This window comes from Albimonas pacifica (assembly GCF_900113695.1).
Classification (GTDB): Bacteria; Pseudomonadota; Alphaproteobacteria; order Rhodobacterales; family Rhodobacteraceae; genus Albimonas; species Albimonas pacifica.
The window spans coordinates 243,598-262,690 of sequence record NZ_FOQH01000008.1 but is presented as its reverse complement, the minus strand read 5'-3'; the positions used below and the strand labels follow the sequence as shown (position 1 = coordinate 262,690).

At 71.6% G+C, this 19,093-nt stretch carries 20 protein-coding genes and 1 riboswitch; of the genes, 12 read left to right on the top strand and 8 right to left on the bottom strand.

The window, feature by feature from the left end; translation table 11 throughout:
* Both BM064_RS18415 and betA read left to right on the top strand, forming a co-directional pair.
* Nucleotides 1-666, top strand: a complete 666-nt coding sequence (locus tag BM064_RS18415; protein WP_092862018.1) for a glutathione S-transferase family protein — start codon at nt 1-3, stop codon at nt 664-666.
* A gap of 26 nt (nt 667-692) precedes the next feature.
* A complete protein-coding gene (betA, locus tag BM064_RS18410; RefSeq protein ID WP_092862269.1) occupies nt 693-2,354 on the top strand; it encodes a choline dehydrogenase in 1,662 nt (553 codons plus the stop codon).
* Nucleotides 2,355-2,617: 263 nt separating this feature from the next.
* Here betA and BM064_RS18405 read toward each other — a convergent pair whose 3' ends face one another.
* The 4 genes from BM064_RS18405 to dksA all read right to left on the bottom strand — a co-directional run bounded on the left by BM064_RS18405 (nt 2,618) and on the right by dksA (nt 5,947).
* A complete protein-coding gene (locus BM064_RS18405; RefSeq protein ID WP_092862016.1) occupies nt 2,618-3,370 on the bottom strand; it encodes an ABC transporter permease in 753 nt (250 codons plus the stop codon).
* Nucleotides 3,367-4,095, bottom strand: a complete 729-nt coding sequence (locus BM064_RS18400; protein WP_092862014.1) for an ABC transporter ATP-binding protein — start codon at nt 4,093-4,095, stop codon at nt 3,367-3,369. Before BM064_RS18400 ends, BM064_RS18405 begins: the two co-directional genes overlap by 4 nt.
* A complete protein-coding gene (locus BM064_RS18395) occupies nt 4,096-5,055 on the bottom strand; it encodes an ABC transporter substrate-binding protein (RefSeq protein WP_092862012.1) in 960 nt (319 codons plus the stop codon).
* A gap of 99 nt (nt 5,056-5,154) precedes the next feature.
* Nucleotides 5,155-5,263, bottom strand: a riboswitch (TPP riboswitch).
* Between the two features lie 261 nt (nt 5,264-5,524).
* Nucleotides 5,525-5,947, bottom strand: coding sequence for an RNA polymerase-binding protein DksA (gene dksA, locus BM064_RS18390; protein WP_092862010.1), 423 nt, complete (start codon nt 5,945-5,947; stop codon nt 5,525-5,527).
* 428 nt (nt 5,948-6,375) lie between these two features.
* On the opposite strand from dksA, the gene BM064_RS18385 reads away from it, so the two are divergent.
* The 9 genes from BM064_RS18385 (at nt 6,376) to BM064_RS18350 (ending at nt 13,265) form a co-directional block, all read left to right on the top strand.
* Nucleotides 6,376-7,215 (top strand): AAA family ATPase, encoded by an 840-nt coding sequence (locus BM064_RS18385; protein WP_092862008.1) that lies wholly within the window; start codon nt 6,376-6,378, stop codon nt 7,213-7,215.
* A gap of 195 nt (nt 7,216-7,410) precedes the next feature.
* The gene (locus tag BM064_RS18380; protein ID WP_092862006.1) at nt 7,411-8,286 is read left to right on the top strand and encodes a hypothetical protein; all 876 of its coding nucleotides are present in this window, start codon (nt 7,411-7,413) and stop codon (nt 8,284-8,286) included.
* Between the two features lie 71 nt (nt 8,287-8,357).
* Complete coding sequence (locus BM064_RS18375; protein WP_092862004.1) at nt 8,358-8,804, top strand: GNAT family N-acetyltransferase; 447 nt, start codon at nt 8,358-8,360, stop codon at nt 8,802-8,804.
* Nucleotides 8,801-8,974 carry a hypothetical protein gene (locus BM064_RS27555; protein ID WP_177236320.1) on the top strand — a complete coding sequence of 58 codons (174 nt, stop codon included), beginning with the start codon at nt 8,801-8,803 and terminating at the stop codon, nt 8,972-8,974. Before BM064_RS18375 ends, BM064_RS27555 begins: the two co-directional genes overlap by 4 nt.
* The gene (locus BM064_RS18370) at nt 8,971-9,417 is read left to right on the top strand and encodes a hypothetical protein (RefSeq protein WP_092862002.1); all 447 of its coding nucleotides are present in this window, start codon (nt 8,971-8,973) and stop codon (nt 9,415-9,417) included. The genes BM064_RS27555 and BM064_RS18370 overlap by 4 nt, the downstream gene beginning before the upstream one ends.
* 116 nt (nt 9,418-9,533) lie before the next feature.
* Nucleotides 9,534-9,965: a cupin domain-containing protein gene (locus BM064_RS18365; RefSeq protein ID WP_092862000.1), complete on the top strand. Its 432-nt coding sequence runs from the start codon at nt 9,534-9,536 to the stop codon at nt 9,963-9,965.
* A gap of 120 nt (nt 9,966-10,085) precedes the next feature.
* Nucleotides 10,086-11,273 carry a vWA domain-containing protein gene (locus BM064_RS18360; RefSeq protein WP_092861998.1) on the top strand — a complete coding sequence of 396 codons (1,188 nt, stop codon included), beginning with the start codon at nt 10,086-10,088 and terminating at the stop codon, nt 11,271-11,273.
* Between the two features lie 118 nt (nt 11,274-11,391).
* Nucleotides 11,392-12,462, top strand: coding sequence for a glycosyltransferase 61 family protein (locus BM064_RS18355; RefSeq protein ID WP_143103378.1), 1,071 nt, complete (start codon nt 11,392-11,394; stop codon nt 12,460-12,462).
* A 92-nt stretch (nt 12,463-12,554) separates the two neighbouring features.
* On the top strand, nt 12,555-13,265 hold the full coding sequence (locus BM064_RS18350; protein ID WP_092861994.1) for a M48 family metallopeptidase: 711 nt from the start codon (nt 12,555-12,557) through the stop codon (nt 13,263-13,265).
* An 88-nt stretch (nt 13,266-13,353) separates the two neighbouring features.
* Here the strand turns inward: BM064_RS18350 and BM064_RS18345 are convergent, their stop codons facing one another.
* From BM064_RS18345 to BM064_RS18330, 4 genes are read right to left on the bottom strand one after another with little or no spacing between them, the layout of a single operon-like run.
* On the bottom strand, nt 13,354-14,037 hold the full coding sequence (locus BM064_RS18345) for an ABC-type transport auxiliary lipoprotein family protein (RefSeq protein ID WP_092861992.1): 684 nt from the start codon (nt 14,035-14,037) through the stop codon (nt 13,354-13,356).
* On the bottom strand, nt 14,034-16,157 hold the full coding sequence (locus BM064_RS18340) for an MlaD family protein (RefSeq protein ID WP_092861989.1): 2,124 nt from the start codon (nt 16,155-16,157) through the stop codon (nt 14,034-14,036). Before BM064_RS18340 ends, BM064_RS18345 begins: the two co-directional genes overlap by 4 nt.
* An 11-nt stretch (nt 16,158-16,168) precedes the next feature.
* Nucleotides 16,169-16,975, bottom strand: a complete 807-nt coding sequence (locus BM064_RS18335; protein WP_092861987.1) for an ABC transporter ATP-binding protein — start codon at nt 16,973-16,975, stop codon at nt 16,169-16,171.
* The gene (locus tag BM064_RS18330) at nt 16,975-18,123 is read right to left on the bottom strand and encodes an MlaE family lipid ABC transporter permease subunit (RefSeq protein ID WP_092861985.1); all 1,149 of its coding nucleotides are present in this window, start codon (nt 18,121-18,123) and stop codon (nt 16,975-16,977) included. The genes BM064_RS18335 and BM064_RS18330 overlap by 1 nt, the downstream gene beginning before the upstream one ends.
* A gap of 482 nt (nt 18,124-18,605) precedes the next feature.
* Here BM064_RS18330 and BM064_RS18325 point away from each other — a divergent pair, with 482 nt between their 5' ends.
* Nucleotides 18,606-19,043, top strand: a complete 438-nt coding sequence (locus BM064_RS18325; protein WP_092861983.1) for a tellurite resistance TerB family protein — start codon at nt 18,606-18,608, stop codon at nt 19,041-19,043.
* Nucleotides 19,044-19,093: the final 50 nt, after the last annotated feature.

Here is a 19,093-nt window from a genome sequence, read left to right as displayed (position 1 = left end):
ATGACCCAGATCACGGTGCACGGTCGCGCCACCTCCTCCAACGTGCAGACGGTGACGTGGTGCGCAGCCGAGCTCGGCCTCGAGGTCGAGCGTCTCGACGTCGGCGGGGCCTACGGCGGGACCGCGACGCCCGAGTACAAGGCGATGAATCCCAACGGCCTGGTGCCCGTCGTGGAGATCGAGGGCGAGGCGATCTTCGAAAGCGCCGCCATCGTCCGCTGCCTCGCCGCGATGCATGGGGACGAGGCCTTCTGGCCGCGCGATCCGCTGGCCCGCGCCCGGCTCGACAAATGGGCGGAGTGGGGGAAGGTCGCCTTCGGCTCCGCCTTCCTCAACCAGGTCTACATTCCGCTGGTGCGCCTCACCGACGCCCAGCGCGATGCCGCGGCGCTGGCGAAGGGTGTCGAGGCGCTGGCCCGTCTGGTCGCGATCCTGGATGAACATCTCGCGGCATCCCCCTGGATTGGCGAGAAATTCTCCTTTGCAGACATCATCGTCGGCCACCTGATGTTCCGCCTCCATGCCATCGAGGAGACGGGCGAGCTGACCCTGCCGCCCCATCCGAACGTCACCCGCTATTACGCTGATCTCAAAGCAAGACCCGCCTTTGCGGAACACGTCATGATCTCCTTCGACTCGCTGCGCCCGGGAGGGTCCGGGCGATGAGCGGGACCGAACGGCGCGGCGTCTCGATGGAGGCGGATTTCGTGGTGGTGGGCTCGGGCTCCGCCGGCTCGGCGCTGGCGGCGCGGCTGTCGGAGGACGGCAGGCATTCGGTGATCGTGCTGGAGCACGGGGGGACCGACGCAGGCCCCTTCATCCAGATGCCCGCCGCGCTCAGCTATCCGATGAACATGTCCCGCTACGACTGGGGATTCCTGAGCGAACCCGAGCCGCGGCTGAACAATCGCCGGCTGGTGGTGCCGCGGGGCAAGGTGATCGGCGGCTCGTCCTCGATCAACGGCATGGTCTACGTGCGCGGCCATGCGCGCGACTACGACCACTGGGCCGACCAGGGCGCGGCGGGCTGGAGCTACGCCGACGTGCTGCCCTACTTCAAGCGCATGGAGACCTGGCACGACGGCGGCCACGGCGGCGATCCGGACTGGCGCGGCCGCTCGGGCCCCCTGCACGTCACCCGCGGCCCGCGCGAAAATCCCTTGTTCCACGCCTTCGTGGAAGCCGGTCTTCAGGCAGGATACGAACGCACCGACGACTACAACGGCGAGAAGCAGGAGGGCTTCGGCCCGATGGAGCAGACGGTCTGGAAAGGCCGCCGCTGGTCCGCCGCCAACGCCTATCTCAAGCCCGCGATGAAGCGGTCGAACCTCAAGCTGCACCGCTGCCTCGCGCGGCGCATCGTCATCGAGGACGGCCGCGCGACCGGCGTCGAGGTCGAGAGGGGCGGCGAGATCCAGGTGATCCGCGCGCGGCGGGAGGTGGTGCTGGCCGCCTCCTCGATCAACTCGCCCAAGATGCTGATGCTGTCGGGGATCGGGCCGGGGGCGCAGCTCGCGGCCCACGGGATCGAGGTGAAGGCGGACCGGCCGGGCGTGGGCGCGAACCTGATGGACCATCTCGAGGTCTATGTGCAGCAGGCCTGCACGCAGCCCATCACGCTCTACAAGCACTGGAACCTGTTCGGAAAAGCCTGGTCGGGCGCGCAGTGGCTGCTGTTCAAGACCGGGCTCGGCGCCTCCAACCAGTTCGAGAGCGCGGCCTTCGTGCGCTCCCGCGCGGGCGTCGACTATCCGGACGTGCAGTTCCACTTCCTGCCGATCGCGGTGCGCTACGACGGCCAGGCGGCGGCGGAGGGGCATGGCTTCCAGGCCCATGTCGGGCCGATGCGGGCGCAGTCGCGCGGCGAGATCACGCTGCGCTCCGCCGACCCCAGCGAGGCCCCGAAGATCGTCTTCAACTACATGTCGGAGGAGCAGGACTGGATCGACTTCCGCCGCTGCATCCGCATGACGCGCGAGATCTTCGCCCAGCCCGCCTTCGACCCCTTCCGCGGCAAGGAGATCCAGCCCGGCGCCGCGGTGCAGAGCGACGACGAGATCGACGCCTTCATCGCCGAGCATGCCGAGAGCGCCTATCACCCCTGCGGCACCTGCCGCATGGGGCGCGCGGACGATCCGACGGCGGTGGTGGATCCGGAGTGCCGGGTGATCGGGGTCGAGGGGCTGCGGGTCGCCGACAGCTCGATCTTCCCGCGGGTGACCAACGGCAACACCAACGCGCCCTCGATCCTGGTGGGGGAGAAGGCGGCGGACATGATCCTCGGCCGCCCGCCCCTGCCCGCCGAGAACGTCGAGCCCTGGATCAATCCGCGCTGGCAGGTCAGCGACCGCTGAAAAGGACCGGAGGGGGCGTTTCCCCGAGCCCCCTCCGGCCGCAGCCGTCCGCCGGTCAGGCAGGGCGCGGACGGCGTCTCGCGATCGGGCCGAGGCCGGCGCCCCTTGTTCCCTGCCGCGCGGGGGCGCGGCGCGAAGGCGGGCGATCCCGCCGCAGCGGTCCGGGCAGCGGGGACAGCCTACGGCTCAGCCCCGCAGGCGCAACCGCCAAGCCCTTGGCATGTCTGGAATGTTTGGCGCCCGCTGGAACGAGGCGGCGCCGATCAGCGCCCCGTCCGGCTCCAGCGTTCCAGGCGCCGCGCGGCGATGCCGAGCAGCACGTAGAGCGCCACCGCCCCGAGCGCGAGCACGAAGAGGGCCGCGAACATCAGGTCGGTCTTGGCCCGCCCGTTGGCCAGCAGCATCAGGTAGCCGAGCCCCTTCGAGGCCCCCACCCACTCGCCGATCACCGCGCCGATGGGGGCGTAGACCGCCGCCAGCCGCAGACCGGAGGCGAGGTCGGGCAGCGCCGCGGGAACCCGCAGGCGCCACAGCTCGGACCAGCGCGTGCCGCCCATCACGGCCGAGAGGTCGAGCAGCGCCGGGTCGGTTCGCCGCAGCCCGTCGTAGAAGGCCGAGGTGACGGGGAAGTAGATGATCAGCACCGTCATCAGGATCTTCGAGCCGATGCCGTAGCCCAGCCACAGCGTCAGGATCGGGGCCAGCGCGAAGACCGGCACCGCCTGCATGAACACCAGCGCCGGCAGCAGCAGCCGCCGCGCGATCGGCGAAAGCGCCAGCTGGATCGCGGTGCCCGCGCCCAGGATCGCGCCGAGCAAGAGGCCCGCCAGCACCTCGGCCAGGGTGACGACCCCATGTTCGGCGATCAGGGCGCGGCTCGTCCACAGCGCCTGCGCCACGCGCAGGGGCGAGGGCAGGATGAAGGGCGCGGCCCCCGTCGCCCAGACCACCCCCTGCCAGACCGCCAGCAGGACCGCGGCCGCGAACAGGCCGCCCGTCGCCGATCCCCCCCTCATGCGTCCGGCTCCAGCAGGCGGCGGGTCAGGCGGGCCTGCGCCGCGAGCACCGCAGGCCCTGCGGGGTCGCGGATCGGCTCGCCCTCGGGGGGCTCGACCTCGGCCAGGCCCGCCTCGGTCAGCAGCAGGATGCGGTGGCCCAGGCGCGCGGCCTCGTGGGCGTCATGGGTGACCAGCAGCACCGTGCGGCCGGCCAGCACCCGAAAGGCCAGCGCCTGCATCTCGGCGCGGGTGCGCACGTCGAGCGCGCCGAAGGGCTCGTCCAGCAGGGCCACGGGGCGGTCCTCCATCAGCAGCCGGGCGAGCGCCGCGCGCTGGCGCATCCCGCCCGAGAGCTCCGAGGGGGTCTTGGCGGCATGGGGGCCGAGGCCGACGGCCTCGATCATCTCGCGCGCGCGGGCCCGGTCGGGGCGCTGCCGGCGCAGGCGGGCGCCGAGCATCACGTTCTCCGTGACGCTCAGCCAGGGGAGCAGCAGGTCCGACTGCGCCATCCACGCGACCCGGCCGGCGAGGGGGCGGCGGTCGTCGCCGCCCGCCTCCCCCTCGAACCCCACGCCGGTGGGCAGCCCCGCCAGCAGCCGCAGGATCGTGGACTTGCCCACGCCCGAGGGGCCCAGCAGGCAGGTCCAGCGGCCGGCGGGGGCCGTCAGCGACAGGGGCGGCAGGGCCGGCCCGTCGGCGGGGGCCAGGTCCAGCCGGCCGGTCAGACGCAGGCCGGGGGGCACTTACTCGGCCGGCTCGGCGGTGACGTCGACGGCGAAGCGCGAAACCGGCCAAGCTTCGTCCACCAGCCCGGCCTCGGCCAGCCAGGCCTCGAACGTCGCCCAGCGGCCGGCGGAGAAGGCGGCGGGGCGCAGGGCGAAGCGGGGCACGGTGTCGGCCCAGGCCCGCTCGTTCAGCTCGTCCTGAAGCTCGGCGGAGGTGCCGGCGAAGATCTCCCAGCTTTCCTGCGGGTGGTTGACGATGAACTGCGTGCCCCGCTCGACCGCGTGCAGGAACTTCGCGATCACCGCGCGGTCCATGGTCTCGGGGTTGGCGAGGAAGATCAGCTCGTCATAGGCGGGCAGGCCCTCCTCCTCGAGGTAGAAGCATTTGCCGGGGCGGCCCTCGATATCCATCTGGTTGAGCTCGAAGTTGCGGAAGGCGCCGATGACGGCGTCGACCTGCCCCGACATCACCGCGGGCGAGAGCGACCAGTTGACGTTGACCAGCTCCACGTCGTCGAGCGTCAGGCCCGCCTTGCCCAGCACCGCGGTCAGCAGCGCCTCCTCGACGCCGGCGACCGAGTAGCCGATCTTGCGGCCCTTGAGGTCTGCGACCGTCTGCACCGGCCCGTCGGCCATCACCAGCAGGCAGTTGAGGGGCGTCGCCACCAGCGTGCCGACGCGGATCAGGGGCAGCCCCTCGTGCACCTGCAGGTGAAGCTGGGGCTGGTAGCCGACGCCGATGTCGGCGCGGCCCGCGGCGGTCATCTTCGGCGGGTCGGCGGGGTCGGCGGGGGCGACGATCTCGACCTCCAGCCCCTCCTCGGCGAACCAGCCCTTTTCCTGCGCGACGACGATGGGGCCGTGATCGGGGTTCACGAACCAGTCCAGCACCAGGGTCAGCTTCTCCTGCGCCAGGGCGGGCGCGGCCGAGAGCGTCAGCGCGGCGAGGGCGGCGGAAATCGCGGAGGATCGGAGCATGTCGGGCCTCGTCCAGGCGCCGCTCGAGCACGGCGCGGTTGCAGGACCGGGAGAGGCCGAGCGGGGGGAAAAGGCGGGACGCGGAAGGCCCATGGGCGCCGGCGCGTCGCATCCGTTTCCCTTCGCCGGCATGACCCGGATCAGGTTCGACGGGTCGGCGCGCTTACGCGCCTCTCAGCCCCTCACTGGGACGCCCCGACGGATGCGCCCGAGCTAACGCGCCCCGCCCGCTCCTGTCAACGCGCGGCCGCGCGGAGGGGCGGCGCGGATTCGTCCCGCCACGGTACGGTTTCGCTTTTCACATCACGGTCGCCGCATCTATAGTCTTCCGCTACGTCACCGCCTCTGGGGCTCCTGGCCCGAATCGATTCGCCGCCGCCCCTGACCGCGAGGGGCGCGCGGACATGCGAAGGGCCGGCCCGTCGCCGGGCCGGCCCTCGGTCTCGCTCGCGCTGCGACGCGGGCGGGATCAGTCGTCGCGATACACTTTCTCGCGCCGCTCGTGCATCTCCTGGGCCGCAAGGCTCAGCGTCGCGATCGGGCGCGCGTCCAGCCGTTTCAGGCTGATCGGATCCCCGGTCACGTTGCAGTAGCCGTAGGAGCCGTCCTCGATCCGGCGCAGGGCCGCGTCGATCTTGGAGATCAGCTTGCGCTGCCGGTCCCGGGTGCGCAGCTCGAGGCTGCGGTCGGTCTCGGCGGAGGCGCGGTCCGCCAGATCCGGGACGGACTGGCCGCTTTCCTGCAGCCCCTCGAGGGTGCTGCGGCTCTCGGCCAGGATGCTTTCTTTCCATTCGGTGAGTTTGCGGCGGAAGTATTCCCGCTGCCGAGGGTTCATGAAAGGTTCGTCCTCGGACGGGAAATACTCGGCCTCAAGCACGATTTCGGACTTCATCGCCAGGCACCTCGATGCACGTCTTGCCACCCCGCGGCGAGCCGTTCAGGAGCTGGCGGCCTCCAGGTCGAACGCGCCGCAGCGTTCTTCGGAGGGCCTGTCGCGCCGAGCTCCTCGCGTCGCCGCAGCTTCGTATAGACCCCGGTCACGATTAAGTCACGCGAAAGGTTCGTTACCGACACGCCCTGCGGGAATTGCCTGTTCCTTCGGCGCCCCGGCGCGGGATTGCGCACAGTTCTGCGGCGCCCGCAGCGATTGGCGCCTGCCGATGATCGGGCGCACGACAGGACGCAGGCGCGGCCCTGCCTCGCCCTTGCCCATACCCGTCCGTATGTGTCACCAATCGCGTGAGGCGTCCCGACCGCCAGACGGAACACAGGCGGCGACAGGGGATGCAGGAGAAACGCACCGGGGAGCGGCCGAGGCCCATGAAGTTCGAAGGCACGCGCGACTACGTCGCCACCGAGGACCTGAAGATCGCGGTGAACGCCGCCATCACGCTGGAGCGCCCGCTGCTGGTCAAGGGCGAGCCCGGGACCGGCAAGACGGAGCTGGCGAGGCAGGTGGCCTCGGCGCTCGACCTGCCGATCATCGAGTGGAACATCAAGTCCACCACCAAGGCCCAGCAGGGCCTCTACGAATACGACGCGGTGAGCCGGCTGCGCGACAGCCAGCTCGGCGACGAGCGGGTGCGCGACGTGCGCAACTACATCAAGCAGGGCAAGCTCTGGGAGGCGTTCGACGCCGAGCAGAAGGTGGTGCTGCTGATCGACGAGATCGACAAGGCCGACATCGAGTTCCCCAACGACCTCCTCCAGGAGCTCGACCGGATGGAATTCTACGTCTACGAGACCGGCGAGCTGGTGCGCGCCAAGGTCCGCCCGATCGTGCTGATCACCTCGAACAACGAGAAGGAGCTGCCCGACGCCTTCCTGCGCCGCTGCTTCTTCCACTACATCCAGTTCCCCGACTCGGAGACGATGTCCGAGATCGTCAAGGTCCACTTCCCCGACATCAAGGCCAGCCTGCTGCGCGGCGCCCTGACCCAGTTCTACGACATCCGCGACACGCCCGGCCTGAAGAAGAAGCCCTCGACCTCCGAGGTGCTGGACTGGCTGAAGCTCCTGATGGCCGACGACCTCGACGCCGCCGACCTGCGCCAGAACCCCACCGACGCCCTGCCCCGCCTGCATGGCGCGCTGCTCAAGAACGAGCAGGACGTGCACCTGTTCGAGCGGCTGGCCTTCATGGCGCGGCGCGAGCGCTGAGCGCGCCGCCCCCTCGCCGCAGGCAGAACGCCGCCTCCCCCCGGGAGGCGGCGTTTTCGTTCCGGACGCGGGGCGAGGACCCGGGCGATCCCTCCGGCGCGCCTCCCGGACGGCGGGCCTCCGTTCATCCTGCGTTTCGCGTCGCGGCCTCAGGCTGCGCCGTCGCCTGACGCCCCGATGAAGGAAGGGACCGCGATGATCGGGTTTCCCGCCGCGGGCCTCGCCGCCGCCGCGCCGCTGGCCGCGCGCAACGCCTTGCTGGACTGCGCCTTCTACGACGTCGAGGGGCTGAGCGGGGCGGAGCGCGCCCTGCTCGCCCCCGCCCCCCGCGCCGGAGGGGCGGTCGTCGTGGTCCGCCCCAACCCCGGCGCGCGCGGCGTGGCGCTGACCCGGCACGAGGATTTCGCGGCCTTCCGAATGGCGCCCGGCGACCTGCTGAAGCATTTCGCGCTCGCCGGCATGGGGGGCTCGGCCCTCGGCGGGGCGGCGCTGGCGCGCACGCTCGCCAACCATCTCGACGCGCCGGTGGGGGCGATCGTGGGGGGCTGCGGGCTGGAGCGGATAATCGACGAGGCGCTGGGGGGCTGGGTCTGGTTCGGCCTGGCCGGGCGCGCGCGCGCCTGGCGGCGGACGCAGGCCCGGCCCGACGCGGCGGCGCCGGCGCTGGCGATGACCGCGGGCGGGCCGGCCGAGATCCACCCGCCCCCCGGCGCCTTCGACCTCGCGGCCCTGCTGAAGGTGATGCGCGACCCCGCGCGGGAGATCCGGACCCTCGTGGGCCATTCGCGCGGGGCGCTGACGCTGGCGGCGGCGCTGCAGGGGCTGTGGCGGCACGACGCCGAGGCCTTCGACCGGCTGCGCCATGCCTCGGTCCGCACGCTGGGGGCGGTCGCGCCCCTGCCCGCGTCGCTGACCGACGTCGCCCAGCACCTGGGCGACCTCGACCTGCTGGGCTGGCTGAACTCGATTCCCGGCACGCCCCGCCGGCGCGCGCCGCGCGCCGCCCACCACCTCAATCCCCGGATCCCGGGGCATCTCGATTTCCGCGCGGTGCTGGAAGGGCGCATCTGACGCGCCCGCGCGGCGCGGCCGCGGCGCCCAGGCGCTTGCCCCGGGCGTCGGGCGGCGCCAAAACCCCATTCATGAGCATCGTGATACGCCCCCTCTCCGCCGCCGACGAAGCCGAGTGGCGCCGCCTCTGGACCCTCTATCTCGCGTTCTACGAGACGACGGTCCCAGAGGAGGTCTACGCCTCCGCCTTCGCGCGCAACCTGTCGGCGGAGCATCCCGACATGAACGCCCTGGTGGCGGAACGGCCCGACGGCCAGGGGCTGATGGGCCTCGTCCACTACATCTTCCATCGCCACAACTGGCGGGTGGAGGACGTGGTCTACCTCCAGGACCTGTTCGTCGACCCCGACGTGCGCGGCGGGGGCGTGGGCCGGTCGCTGATCCAGGCGGTCTACGCCGCGGCCGACGCCGCCGGCACGCCGGCCGTCTACTGGATGACGCAGGAGTTCAACTACAAGGGCCGGATGCTCTACGATCAGGTCGCCACGAAGTCGCCGTTCATCCAGTATCGCCGATGATCCTGCTGATCGCCTTCGCGCTGTTCTTCGCCTGGGGCTGGCTGCGCGCGCGCCGCGCCGGCGGACGCACGGCGGACCGCCTGCGCTACGGCCTGATCCACGGGCTCGCGGCGGTTCTCGTCATCTACGTCGTCGCCACGCTGGGCGACTGGCAGGGGTTCTTCAATTGAGCCGCATCGCGATCCTGGCCGCCGCCGCGGCGGCCGTGCTGACGACGGGCTGCGCCTACACCGAGCAATGGCGCGCCGAGCGCTCGGAGGAGGCCGAGTTCTCCCGCGAGATCGCGCTGGTCGACCGCGAGACCTGGTGCGGGGCCTACGACGCCACGATCGACCGCCAGTACCTGGGACCGCCGTCGCAGGGCGTCGCCTCGCCGGTGCTCTACGCCTTCGAGCCGATGGGCCTGCGCGACTTCCGCGCCCTGGGCTACGACGCGCTGATCTCCAAGCGCCTGTGGCACACCGAGGACGGCACCATCGAGATCGTGAAGCTCGTCGCCGCGCAGAGCGGCGGCAGCGAGCTGCGCATCCTGCAGAACGACTCGGACCGGGTGACGGCGCCCCCGCTGAGCCCCGCGGGCCGCGACTTCCTCGAGTGTCTGCTGGGCGACTGAGCGACCCGCCCGCTTCGGTCACGCCCCGGTCACGCCCGGCGCGCCAGTCTCCACGCACGCGGCCCCGCCGCGCGCCTTCCGCGCGCGCCCGGGCCCGAGCGACATGAGGCCGACCGATGACCGCGACCCTCCCCCGCGCCGCCCTTTCCCGTCCCGGCGCCGTCCCGGCGCTGGCCGCCCTGCTGGCCCTGGCCTGCCTGCCCGCCCTGGCGCAGGAGCCCCCGACGGAGAACCAGGGCCTGTCGGGCCAGCTGCTCCACGAGATGCCGCTCGCCCCCGAGTTCGCCGAGACCGGCGGCCGCATCCTGCGCACCCGGCTGCTGCGGGTCGCGCCCGGCGGCGTCGTCGCCCGCCACTCCCACGCCGAGCGGCCCTCGATCGAATACGTGCTCTCGGGCGAGGCGACCGAGCATCTCGACGACGGCACGACCACCGTCTACCGCGCCGGCGACGTGATCCCGGCCGACCATTCCAAGACCCACTGGTGGACGATCGGCGATCAGCCGGTGGAGATCCTGGCGGTCGACATCCACCTGCCCCCGAGCTGAGCGGCGCCCGGGGGCGGCCCCCGCCCCCTGCCCGCCCCCTTGCCGGCGGTCGGCGGAATCCCGGGCCCGCCCTGCGTTCCCCCCTCGACCGGGGCGGGGCATACTTGCTAGTATGCGTCCATGTTCACCGATCTCTTTCTGGGCCTCCGCGAGGCCAAGGTGCCGGTCAGCCTGCGCGAGTATCTCACGCTGCTGGAGGCCATGGACAAGCGCCTGGTGCAATACGACGTGGAGGGGTTCTACTACCTCGCCCGCTCGGCGCTGGTGAAGGACGAGCGGAACATCGACAAGTTCGACCGCGTCTTCGCGCAGGTGTTCAAGGGGCTGGAGGCCGTCTCCGGCGCGCCCGAGGGGGCCGAGCCGATCTCGCTCCCCGAGGAATGGCTGCGCAAGCTGGCCGAGAAGCACCTCTCCAAGGAGGAGATGGCCGAGATCGAGGCGCTCGGCGGCTTCGACAAGCTGATGGAGACGCTGCGCCAGCGGCTCGAGGAGCAGAAGGGCCGCCACCAGGGCGGCAACAAGTGGATCGGCACCGCCGGCACCTCCCCCTTCGGCGCCTACGGCTACAACCCCGAAGGCGTGCGCATCGGCCAGAAGGAATCGCGCCACCGCAAGGCGGTGAAGGTCTGGGACCGGCGCGAGTTCAAGGACTTCGACGACTCGGTCGAGCTCGGCACCCGCAACATCAAGGTGGCCCTGAAGCGCCTGCGCCGCTGGGCCCGCGACGGCGCGGACGAGGAGCTCGATCTCGACGGCACCATCCGCTCGACGGCGGAACACGGCTATCTCGACGTGAAGACCCGGCCCGAGCGGCGCAACGCCGTGAAGGTGGTGCTGTTCCTCGACGTCGGCGGCTCGATGGACGACCACATCAAGGTGATGGAGGAGCTGTTCTCGGCGGCCACCTCCGAGCTCAAGCACATGGAGCACTACTACTTCCACAACTGCCTCTACGAGGGCGTGTGGAAGGAGAACAAGCGTCGCTGGTCGGACAAGATCCCGACCCATGACGTGCTGAACAAGTTCCCCAAGGACTGGAAGTGCATCTTCGTGGGCGACGCCTCGATGTCGCCCTACGAGATCGCCTATCCCGGCGGCGCCTCCGAGCACTGGAACGAGGAGGCGGGCGAGGTCTGGCTGCGGCGCGCCATCGACAAGTGGCCCTCCTGCACCTGGATCAACCCGGTGCCCGAGCGCCAGTGGCGCTACACCCACTCCATCGGCATGATCCAGGAGATCTTCGCCGGCCGCATGCACCCGATGACGCTCGAGGGGCTGACGACGGCGATGAAAGAGCTGAGCAAGTAGCGCCAGACGGCGCCGCGCAGGGCTCAACATCCCGCCGGACATGACGTATGCATCGCGAGGCGCGCGCGTTCATCCGGACGCGCGCGCCTCTCGCGATGCTTGCCCGAAGGACCCGCCCATGCATCCCATCGTCTCGCCGCTCGAGAGGATCGCTTTGCTCCGCAAGGATCTCGGACGGCCGATGGCGATGGACTGGGAGCATCGGGACGTCGAGATCGTCGTCCCCGCGATCGACGTCTGGTACGAGCCCAGCGTCCACCTCGACGGCCAGATCGAAAAGATCTCCGCCGCCGCGTTCGGCACGGTGCAAGCCGCCGTCTCGACCCTGCCGGGGCACCGCCGGACCTGCAAGCCGATCCGCGCCCGACGTCTGCGCAACTGCTACATCACCCACAAGCGTCTGATCCGCCCTCCGGCGACGGTGGTGACGCTGAACCTGCGCCGTCCCGATGCGCCGCACCCCTGGCGCTACGCGACGGTCGACGAGCCCGTGGCGCTCTGCAGTTCGGTGCTGGGCACGCACTTCTTCGGAGACTGGCTGCGGGACGACTGCCCCACCCGGCTGCTGGCGCAGGACCGCGGCCGGATCCGACGCCTCGAGACGCCGAACTGGCCGGACGCCGACGTCTATCGCCGGATCTTCGGACATGACGACCTGACGGCCGAGAACCACTTCTACCGGGACCTGACGCTTTTCGACGACGCCGGCCAGAACCCGCACAAGGCCGAGCGGTTCCGGCAGCTGCGCCGGAGGGTGCTGGACGCCTGCCCCGCCTCGAACCCGGAGATCGTCTACATGCGGCGCGGGGCCACGGGCGCGCAGCGGGAGCTGCACAACGAGGACGAGCTGATCGCGTTGCTCGAGGGGCTCGGGACCACGATCATCGAGCCGGAGACCGACGGCGACGCGCTGATCCGCAAATGCCTGGGCGCGAAGATCTTCGTCAGCATCGAGGGCAGCCAGCTCTCGCACGCGCTCTACACGCTCCGCGACCGGGCGGGGCTGCTGGTGATCCAGCCGCCGGACCGCTTCTACGTCTCGCACCGCGACTGGAGCGCGGTAATGGGCATCCCCTTCGGCTTCATCGTGGGCGACGCCGAGGCGGGCGGGTTCCGCGTGAACCTCGACGACTTCCAGCGCACGCTCGACCGGCTCGCCGCCCGCCTCGACGCCCCCGCGGAGGCCTGAGCCGGCTGCGCGGGCCGTCGCTCGCGACATCGCGCGCGCCCGCGGGCCGCGTCGCGGCTGACACGGGGCGCGCGAACGCCTATCTGTGCACCATGCTGCGCCTTCTGCCCTTCCTGCTGGTCATCGGCTACGCCCTGCTCGCCTGGCGCTTCTCCGCCTGGCGGCTGAAGCGGGAGCTGGCGGAGCGTGCGCGCCCGCTCGACCATCCGGAGCTGGAGGCGGCGGTGCGCCGCCTGGGCCGGGCGCTGGAGATCCCGCATCTCAAGGCCAACGTCTACGACGTGCCGGCCTTCAACGGGCTGGCGGCGCCGGACGGGCGGGTGTTCATCACCTCGGGCGTGCTCGACCAGCACCGCCTGGGGCGGGTGACCACCGACGAGGTCGCCTCGATCGTGGCCCATGAGCTGGGGCACGTGGGGCTGGGCCATTCCCGCCGGCGGATGATCGACTGGACCGGACAGAACGCGATCCGCTGGGTGGCGGTGGCGATCCTGGGGCGCTTCATCCCCTTCATCGGGCCCTGGATCGGGGCGATGCTCGCGAGCCTTCTGGCCGCCCGGCTCTCGCGCCAGGACGAATACGAGGCGGACGCCTTCGCCGCCGCGCTGATGCGCAAGGCGGGGCTGGAGCGGGGGGCGCAGGCCTCGCTGCTGCGCAAGCTCGAGACCATGGGCCCCGCGTCGAGCGGCGTCGCCTGGCTGATGAGCCACCCGCCCTCCGAAAAGCGCGCCCGCGCCATCGAGGCGCTGCATGCCGAATGGGACGGCGCCGGCCGGGCCCCCGACCCCGCGCTGAAAGGCTGACGCCCGCGCCGGGCGCGACCCGGCCAGGCCCGCCCGCAGGGCGCCTCCGTGCCGGGGAAACGGCCCCTGCCCGGCCCGGCCCGGCGCCTCAGTAGGCGAAGGGGTCGCGGGCGCGGCGTTCCTCGGCGGCGTCGATGATGCGGATCGTCCACTCCACCGCGTCGCGCATCGCCTCGCCGAGCGCCTCGTCGAAGGCCGCCGCCACCGCCAGCATCCCGGGCTCGTTCGCCTCGACCGCCGCGGGGAAGCTGTGGGAGCCGATGATGATCCCCTGCGGCTCGGCGATGACCTTGACGTTCAGCCGCACCCGGGCGAGCACCGGCTTCGCGTCGGGCCCCTGGGCGGGCCCCTCCTGCAGCTCGCCCTGGAACTCGCGCAGGTCGGTGACCACGGTGAAGTCGTTGCGCAGGCCCACCGAGCTCTGGCTGACGGAGGAGACGGCGCCGGAGTTCTCGAAGCTCTCGACCATCAGCCGCTGCACCACCAGCGGCGCGCGGTCGACCCAGCGCGAGCCGGAGAAATACTTCACCTGCAGCGGGTTGGGCTTGATCGCGATGCGGTCGGTGTTGACCGAGGCGTCGGCCGTCGGCTCCTCGACCACCACCTGCGCGTCGACCCCGGGCAGGTCGGCCGAGAAGGTGCTCTTGGGCGACAGCGAATAGAGGTCGGGCGCGGTCGCCACGCCGCCGATCTGGGCCAGCTCGGCGCAGCCGCTCAGGCTCAGCGCCGCGGCGGCGGCGAGGGAGAGGCGGCGGAGGGCGGTCGAACTCATCGGGAGATCTCCGAGGACTGGGTGCCGAGGATGAAGCGCGCGGGGTCGCGCTCGACCCGGTTGGAGATGCGCTCGAGGTTCGAGATCAGCCGCCGGCCTTCCTCGATGAAGCGCACGAGCTGCGGCAGGCCGGTGCGCAGGAAGTCGTCGACCTGGTACTTGTTGCGCTCCAGCGTCTGGCTCAGCGAGCCGATGAGCTGGTTGGCCGAACCCGCCGCCCCCTTCACGTCGCCGGTGATCGCGGCGAAGTCGGCCGACATCTGCTCGACCGTCCCCTCCAGCGAGCCGACCGCCTGGCGCACGTCGGCGATGGTGGCGGCGATGTCGCCCTCCACCAGGCCGTTGACGTTGTCGAAGGTGGCCTGGGCGGCGGTCAGCGCCCCGTCGGCCTTGCCCATCGCCTCGGTGATCGCGGCCAGCGTGCCATTGGCGTTGGCGAAGGTGGCGGAGGCGGTCGCCAGCGCCTGCTCCGCCTCCAGCGCCAGCGGGTCGAGCTTGCCGGTGAAGGTCGAGACGTCGACCGAGACCTTCTGGATCGCGGTGTTGGCGGTGGTCGCGGCGGCGCGCACCTCGGCCACCAGCGCGGGCACGTCGGACTGCACCACGAGGTTGATGCTCTGGATCGCCTGGCGCGCCTCGGCGGCGGCGGTGCGCGCCTCGGCCACCAGCGCGGCGCCGTCGCCGCGGGCCAGTTCGTCGATCCCGTCCGAGGTCTGCTGGATCGAGGCCATGGTGGCCGTCGCCTGGTCGATGGCGACCGAGGCCTTGGCCATCACCTCCTGCGTGGCGTCGAGCCGGGTCTGGGTCGTCTCGATCAGCCGGGTCGCGTCCTCGGCGATGACGGCGATGCGCTGGTCGAGGTTGATCGTGGTCTGGCGCGCGGTCTCGGCGAGCGGGGCGAGCTGCTCGTTCATCAGCCGGTCGGCGGAGGTCAGCGCGGTGCGCGCCTCGCCGATCAGCGCCGCGCCGTCGCCCTGGGCCAGCGCGTTGACGCTGTCCGAGGTCTCCTGCAACGAGGCCATCAGCCGGTCGGCGTTGGCCATCGAGGTCTTGAGATCGGCGAGCGTCTGCTCGGCCTCGCGCAGGCGCAGGGCGGCCTCGGCCCCGGCCTCGGCGAAGCGGTCGAGGGTCTCGGCCGCGCGCCCGCCCAGCGCGGTGGTGGTGGTCTGCAGCGCCAGCGCGGCTTCCGAGACGCGGTCCACGGCCTCGGGCACGCGGGTCTGCATCAGGGCGTCGGCGGTCTCGATGGTGCGGCCCACCTGCTCCTGCACGCCGCGCACCGCGTCCTCGGCGGCCTTGAGCGTGGTCTCGCCCTGGGTCAGCAGGCCGGGGATGCGGTCCTTCATCAGCACGTCGGCCGAGGCGAAGGCCTCTCCCGCCGTGTCGATCGTGGCGGTGGCCGCGTCGATGGTGGCCTTCGACTTCTCGATGGCGTCGGTGGCGGTGCGCAGGGTCTCGTCGGCGGTGTTGGCCAGCGCCTCCAGCCGGTCGGTGAAGTCGGTCAGCTTCTGCGCCGCCGCGCCGACGTCCGTCGACAGCGTGTCGACCGTGGTCAGCGTCGAGTTCAGCTTGCTCGACGCGTCCGCCACGTTGGCGAGGATGTCGGTCACCGCCTGCTGGTTCTGGTCGTTGACGAAGCCCTTCACGTCCTCGAGCAGGTCGACCGCCTGGTTCAGCAGCGCCGGCGCCCCTTCCAGCAGCGACTGGAAGGCCGAGCCCTTCGACGGGATCACCTGCCGTCCCGGCTGGTCGCGAAGCAGCTCCGCCTCCGCCGTGCCGCCCGAGAGCGAGACGTAGCTGACGCCGGTGACGCCGGCCATCTCCAGCGTCGCCTCGGTGTCGGTCTTGACCGGGGTGGAGGCGTCGATCTCCACCGTCACCCGCACCTTGGAGGGGTCGTCCTGGTCGAGACCCAGGCTGACCACCTGACCCACCGGCAGGCCGTTGAAGCGCACGTCGCCGGCCTCGTTCAGGCCCGAGACGCTCTCGAACAGGATGTCGTAATAGGCGTAGCTGCGGTCGACCTGCACCTTGGCGAGCCACAGCAGGAACCCCAGCGCCCCGATCAGGCCCGCCAGCGCGAAGGCGCCGATCAGGACGTAGTTCGCCCGCGTCTCCATGCGCGTGTCTCCTAGTCCTGGCCCTGCGCGGCGCGCGCGCGGGGGCCGTGGAAATACTCGTGAACCCAGGGGTGATCGACGCTCAGCATGTCCTTCATGCTGCCCGTGACGAGCACCTTCTTCTCCGCCAGCACCGCGATCCGGTCGCAGATCGCGTGCAGGCTGTCGAGGTCGTGGGTCACCATGAACACCGTCAGCCCCAGGCTCTCCTGCAGCTGCTTGATCAGGTCGTCGAAGGCCGCCGCGCCGATCGGGTCGAGGCCGGCCGTCGGCTCGTCGAGGAACACGATCTCCGGCTCCAGCGCCAGCGCGCGGGCGAGGCCGGCGCGCTTCCTCATGCCGCCCGAGAGCTCGGAGGGGTATTTCGACCCCGCGAAGCCCGGCAGGCCGACGAGGCGGACCTTGAGGTTCCCCAGCGCCCGCATCAGCGCCGGGCTGAGCTTGAGATGCTCGCGCATCGGCGCCTCGATGTTCTCGAGCACCGTGAGCGAGGAGAACAGCGCCCCGTCCTGGAACAGCACCCCCCAGCGCTTCTCGACCTCCCGCCGCTCCTTGTCGGAGATCGAGAGCACGTCCTGCCCGAAGACCTCGATCTTGCCGGCCCTGGGGCGGTTCAGGCCGACGATGGTGCGCAGCAGCACCGACTTGCCGGTGCCGGATCCGCCGACGATGCCCAGCACCTCGCCGCGGTAGACGTCGAGGTCGAGGTTCTCGTGCACCACCTGGGGGCCGAACTGGTTGACCAGGCCGCGGACCTTGATCACCGCCTCGCGCTCGGCGGCGGGGGCGGCGTGCAGCGCGTCGGGGGAGCCGTCCATCACACGCCCATCTCCGAGAAGAAGATCGAGAACACCGCGTCGATCACGATCACCAGGAAGATCGCCATCACCACCGCCTGGGTGGTGCGCTGGCCGACGCTCTCGGCCGAGCCGCCGACCAGCATCCCCTGCCAGCAGCCGACCACCGCGATCACCACGGCGAAGAACGGCGCCTTCACCATGCCCACGATCAGGTGCCACACGCCTGTGGTCTCATAAAGGCGGGTGACGAACATGCCGGGGCTGACGCCGAGGTCGACCCAGGCCATCAGCCCGCCCCCGATCAGACCCGCCATGTTGGAGATGAAGCCCAGCACGGGCAGCATGATCAGCAGCGCCAGCGTGCGCGGCACCACCAGCACGTCGATGGGGTCCAGCCCCAGCGTGCGCATGGCGTCGATCTCCTCGCGGATCTTCATCGACCCGATCGAGGCCGCGAAGGCCGAGCCGGATCGGCCCGCCACGATGATCGAGGTCAGCAGGATCCCGAGCTCGCGCAGCAGGGAGATGGCGATCAGGTTGACCACGAAGACCTCGGCCCCGAACTGCTGGAGCTGGCTCGCGCCCTGGAAGCCCAGCACGATGCCGATCAGGAACGACATCAGCGCCACGATGGGGAAAGCGTTGAACCCCGCCTCCTGCATGTGGTGGAAGAGCGCCGCCTTGCGCAGGGTCCAGGGCCGCAGGATGCCGGCGGTCAGCCGCGCCAGCGTCAGGCCGAGGAAACCCAGCAGCGAGACGGCGGTGTCCTTGACGCCCACGACCCCGGCGCCGACGCCCTCGAGCCAGGCGACGAAGCCGCGCCGGCCGCCGGCGTCCTCCTCGGCGTCGGGCAGCGCGCGGGCCACCGTCTCGATCAGCGCGGCGCGGGCCGGGTCGCCCGGCGCGATCTCGACCGAGGCGCCCGAAGCCTCCAGCCGGGCCTTGAGCTGGAGCACCAGCCAGGCGCCGGCGGTGTCCAGCGCCTCGACCTCGCTCAGGTCCAGGGTGATCGGCTTGCCTGCGGGCGGGCGCAGGTCCGCCGCCGCCGCCTCGAGCGCCACGAGCCCCGCCACCACCAGCCGGCCGCCGAAGCGGGCGACGGCGCGGTCGGGTCCGTCCTCGACGGCGAGCGCCGGGGGCGCGGGGGAGGTGAGCGTGGCGGCCATGGCCCGACCCTCGCGGCTGGGACGGGGAATCGCAAGCCCGCTCGCATGTTGCCGCAGCGGCGCGAGGCGCGGTCCCGGGCCGGTCCATCGCGGCGGCGACCGCCGGGCGATGCCGGCAGCGCGCCGCTCGATGGCTCGTCCCCTCCGCAGGGATCGCGTCGCTGGCGGCGAGGCCCGGCGGCCGGGCGGCTTTCACCGCCCTCGGCGCCAGCTTCGACGACCCGCTTTCGGCCGTGGACGGATATTCCAGCCGCTGGAAAAGCGGGCCGGAGGGGGCGGCGGCACGGTTCGGAAGCGCTCGGAAGGGCCGCGGGACGGGCGCCGAGGGTCTCCGCGCCGGCGCGCGGGTCCCGGCTGCGGCCGCGACGGCAAGGGGGGCGTGCGCATCCACCGCCCTTGCCGGAGGCTTGGGGCCGGTCCTATGTTCGGCCCTGCGCCCGGCCATCGCTCCGGGTCCCGGATGTCTGCCCGAAAGGCCCCGCATGTCGCTCTTCACGCCCCAGGACGCGCTGGTGGCCACCATGGTCACCACCTCCGCCGCCGACGCCCGGATGAGCTCCAACGAGCTGATGTCCATCGACACCATCGTCCGCGCCCTGCCCGCCTTCGCCGGCTATGACGGCGACCGGCTGGCCTGGGTCACGCGCACCGTGCTCGACATGCTGTCCGAGGAGGACGGGCTCGACGCGATCATCGGCCTCGTGCGCGAGGCGCTGCCGCTGAAGTTCAACGAGACCGCCTATGCGCTGGCCTGCGACGTGGCGGCCTCCGACGGTTCGGTGCGGCTGACCGAGCTGCGCTGGCTGGAGATGCTGCGCCACGAGCTGGGCGTCGGCCGCCTCGCCGCGGCGGCCATCGAGCGCGGGGCCCGCGCGCGCCATGTGCGCATCCCCACCACGCTCGAGGAAGCGGCCGAGTAAGCCTCTGCGCCGTCATGGAAAAGGCCCCGGGGGCGACCCCGGGGCCTTTC

Bases quoted from the DNA above. Each gene is read 5' to 3' on its own strand.
- BM064_RS18415 (WP_092862018.1), top strand. From the start codon at position 1: ATGACCCAGATCACGGTGCACGGTCGCGCCACCTCCTCCAACGTGCAG.
- betA (WP_092862269.1), top strand. From the start codon at position 693: ATGGAGGCGGATTTCGTGGTGGTGGGCTCGGGCTCCGCCGGCTCGGCG.
- BM064_RS18405 (WP_092862016.1), bottom strand. From the start codon at position 3,370: ATGAGGGGGGGATCGGCGACGGGCGGCCTGTTCGCGGCCGCGGTCCTG.
- BM064_RS18395 (WP_092862012.1), bottom strand. From the start codon at position 5,055: ATGCTCCGATCCTCCGCGATTTCCGCCGCCCTCGCCGCGCTGACGCTC.
- dksA (WP_092862010.1), bottom strand. From the start codon at position 5,947: ATGAAGTCCGAAATCGTGCTTGAGGCCGAGTATTTCCCGTCCGAGGAC.
- BM064_RS18385 (WP_092862008.1), top strand. From the start codon at position 6,376: ATGAAGTTCGAAGGCACGCGCGACTACGTCGCCACCGAGGACCTGAAG.
- BM064_RS18380 (WP_092862006.1), top strand. From the start codon at position 7,411: ATGATCGGGTTTCCCGCCGCGGGCCTCGCCGCCGCCGCGCCGCTGGCC.
- BM064_RS18375 (WP_092862004.1), top strand. From the start codon at position 8,358: ATGAGCATCGTGATACGCCCCCTCTCCGCCGCCGACGAAGCCGAGTGG.
- BM064_RS27555 (WP_177236320.1), top strand. From the start codon at position 8,801: ATGATCCTGCTGATCGCCTTCGCGCTGTTCTTCGCCTGGGGCTGGCTG.
- BM064_RS18365 (WP_092862000.1), top strand. From the start codon at position 9,534: ATGACCGCGACCCTCCCCCGCGCCGCCCTTTCCCGTCCCGGCGCCGTC.
- BM064_RS18360 (WP_092861998.1), top strand. From the start codon at position 10,086: ATGTTCACCGATCTCTTTCTGGGCCTCCGCGAGGCCAAGGTGCCGGTC.
- BM064_RS18355 (WP_143103378.1), top strand. From the start codon at position 11,392: ATGCATCCCATCGTCTCGCCGCTCGAGAGGATCGCTTTGCTCCGCAAG.
- BM064_RS18350 (WP_092861994.1), top strand. From the start codon at position 12,555: ATGCTGCGCCTTCTGCCCTTCCTGCTGGTCATCGGCTACGCCCTGCTC.
- BM064_RS18345 (WP_092861992.1), bottom strand. From the start codon at position 14,037: ATGAGTTCGACCGCCCTCCGCCGCCTCTCCCTCGCCGCCGCCGCGGCG.
- BM064_RS18340 (WP_092861989.1), bottom strand. From the start codon at position 16,157: ATGGAGACGCGGGCGAACTACGTCCTGATCGGCGCCTTCGCGCTGGCG.
- BM064_RS18335 (WP_092861987.1), bottom strand. From the start codon at position 16,975: ATGGACGGCTCCCCCGACGCGCTGCACGCCGCCCCCGCCGCCGAGCGC.
- BM064_RS18330 (WP_092861985.1), bottom strand. From the start codon at position 18,123: ATGGCCGCCACGCTCACCTCCCCCGCGCCCCCGGCGCTCGCCGTCGAG.
- BM064_RS18325 (WP_092861983.1), top strand. From the start codon at position 18,606: ATGTCGCTCTTCACGCCCCAGGACGCGCTGGTGGCCACCATGGTCACC.